Source organism: Micromonospora sp. 4G55, from assembly GCF_016803375.1.
Genome location: NZ_JAEVHN010000881.1, coordinates 1 through 2,156, shown reverse-complemented (window position 1 = coordinate 2,156; position 2,156 = coordinate 1). Strand labels below are relative to the sequence as shown.

General features: G+C 74.5%; 2 protein-coding genes. One reads left to right on the top strand and one right to left on the bottom strand.

Features of this window, described 5'->3' with window-relative positions; translation table 11 throughout:
• Nucleotides 1-260: 260 nt before the first annotated feature.
• On the top strand, nt 261-881 hold the full coding sequence (locus tag JNW89_RS35625) for a putative glycolipid-binding domain-containing protein (RefSeq protein ID WP_238452360.1): 621 nt from the start codon (nt 261-263) through the stop codon (nt 879-881).
• Nucleotides 882-891: 10 nt separating this feature from the next.
• Here the strand turns inward: JNW89_RS35625 and JNW89_RS35620 are convergent, their stop codons facing one another.
• On the bottom strand, nt 892-1,983 hold the full coding sequence (locus JNW89_RS35620; protein ID WP_238452359.1) for a PLP-dependent cysteine synthase family protein: 1,092 nt from the start codon (nt 1,981-1,983) through the stop codon (nt 892-894).
• Between the last annotated feature and the right edge of the window lie 173 nt (nt 1,984-2,156).

Below are 2,156 nucleotides of genomic sequence, written 5' to 3'. Positions count from 1 at the left end.
CGCCGGCGCAGAAGATGCCGGCGACACCTGCTCGGTCGACTTCCGCCGCGGCGATCGCTTCCACCGTCAGCTCAGCGACCCGGTCCAGCGCGGGCCGCGACGACCGGCCGCGCGACGACCGGCGTGGCTTCGGCGGCCGGCCGCCGGCGCGTACCCACTGATCCGTCCGACCACCCGGAACGCCGTCGCGGAGCTCGCGCTCCGCGGCGGCGTTTCCGCATGCGCTGCCGGTGTCGGCCGGCTGGCGTAACGTCCGAATCATGCCGAGGTCACTCTTCTGGAGCCGGACGGACATCGCCGGTGCCGAGCACTCCGTCCTCGACGACGGCCCCGGGTTCGTCGCGCACGGCACCCAGGTCGCCGTGGACCCGATTCCCTGGACGTGCCGCTACCAGCTGACCGCCGGGGCCGACGGGGCCACCAGGTCGCTGGAGGTGACGGCCGAGGGGGCGGGCTGGTCGCGACGGGTGAAGCTGGAGCGCGGCGCGAACGGCTGGCGGGTGACGACCGCCGAGCAGGGCGACCTCGACGCGGCGCTGCGGGCCGCCGGGCAGCCACCGGCCGGGCTGCCGGGCGCCGACGACCCGGACCGGCTGTACGACGCCCTCGACGTCGACCTGAGCGGGTCGCCGCTCTTCAACGCCCTGCCGGTCCGGCGGCTGGGCCTGACCGGGGCGACGCCGGACCTCCCGCACACGGTCACCGTGGCGTGGGTGCTGGTGCCGAGCCTGGAGGTGGTCCGCGCCGAGCAGGTCTACACCCCGCTCGGGCCGGGGCGGGTCCGGTTCGCCAGCGACGGCTTCCGGGCCGACCTGACCCTCGACGCCGACGGCCTGGTGCTGCACTACCCCGGGCTGGCCGAGCGGGTCGACGCCCGCTGAGCCGGCCGGGTCAGGCCGGCCAGGCGCCGCTGTCGAGGAACCGTTCGATCGTGGCCAGGTGCGGGGCCAGGTCCAGCCCCTGCGCGGCCACCCAGTCGTCGTCGTAGTAGGTGGGGGCGTACCGGTCGCCGGCGTCGCAGATCAGGGTGACCACGGAGCCGGTCCGCCCGGCGGCGAGCATCTCGGCGATCAGCCCGAAGGCGCCCCACAGGTTGGTGCCGGTGGAGCCGCCGACCCGGCGGCCGAGCACGGCCGAGCCGGCGCGCATGGCGGCCAGCGAGGCGGCGTCCGGGACCTGGGTCATCCGGTCCACCACCGAGGGCAGGAAGGACGCCTCGACGGTCGGCCGGCCGATCCCCTCGATCCGCGAGCCACGACCGGTGCGCACCGACCAGTCGGCGGCCTGCCAGGCCGGGTAGAACGCCGAGTTCTCCGGGTCGACCACGCAGAGCTTGGTGGGCAGCCGCCGGTAGCGGGCGTACCGGCCGATGGTGGCGCTGGTGCCGCCGGTGCCGGCGCCCACCACGACCCAGGCCGGGATCGGGTGCCGCTCCAGCGAGAGCTGCGCGTAGATCGACTCGGCGATGTTGTTGTTGCCCCGCCAGTCGGTGGCCCGCTCGGCGTAGGTGAACTGGTCCATGAAGTGCCCGCCGCTGTCCTCGGCCAGCCAACGCGCCTCGATCACCACCTTGGCCGGGTCCTCGACCAGGTGGCAGCGCCCGCCGTGGAACTCGATCTGGGCGATCTTCTCGGGTGAGGTGGAGGCGGGCATCACCGCCACGAACGGCAGCTCCAGCATCCGGGCGAAGTACGCCTCGGAGACCGCCGTGGAGCCGGAGGACGCCTCGATGATGGTGGTCTCCGGGCCGATCCAGCCGTTGCAGAGCCCGTAGAGGAAGAGCGAGCGGGCCAGCCGGTGCTTGAGCGAGCCGGTGGGGTGGACCGACTCGTCCTTGAGATAGAGGTCGATCCCCCAGGCCCGGGGCAGCGGGAAGGGCAGCAGGTGGGTGTCGGCGGAGCGGTTGGCGTCCGCCTCGACCGTGGCGATCGCCTCGGTCACCCAGGTCCGGCTGGCCTCGTCGCACCGGTCGAGATGAGTCACGACGGCAACGTTACAAGTGAGCTCAGTTCCGGTCCGGCCCGACCCGGTGCCGCTGCCGGCGCTGCCCGGCCCGCCCGGCGGCCCGGACCACCGGGGTCAGCGCGAGCGCCAGCGCGGTAGCGCGTCCAGCAGCCGTACCTGCGCGCCGCGCCAGCGCGGCAGGCTGACCACCG

Excerpts from the sequence above, each read along its gene's own strand:
- JNW89_RS35625 (WP_238452360.1), top strand. The coding sequence starts at position 261 with ATGCCGAGGTCACTCTTCTGGAGCCGGACGGACATCGCCGGTGCCGAG.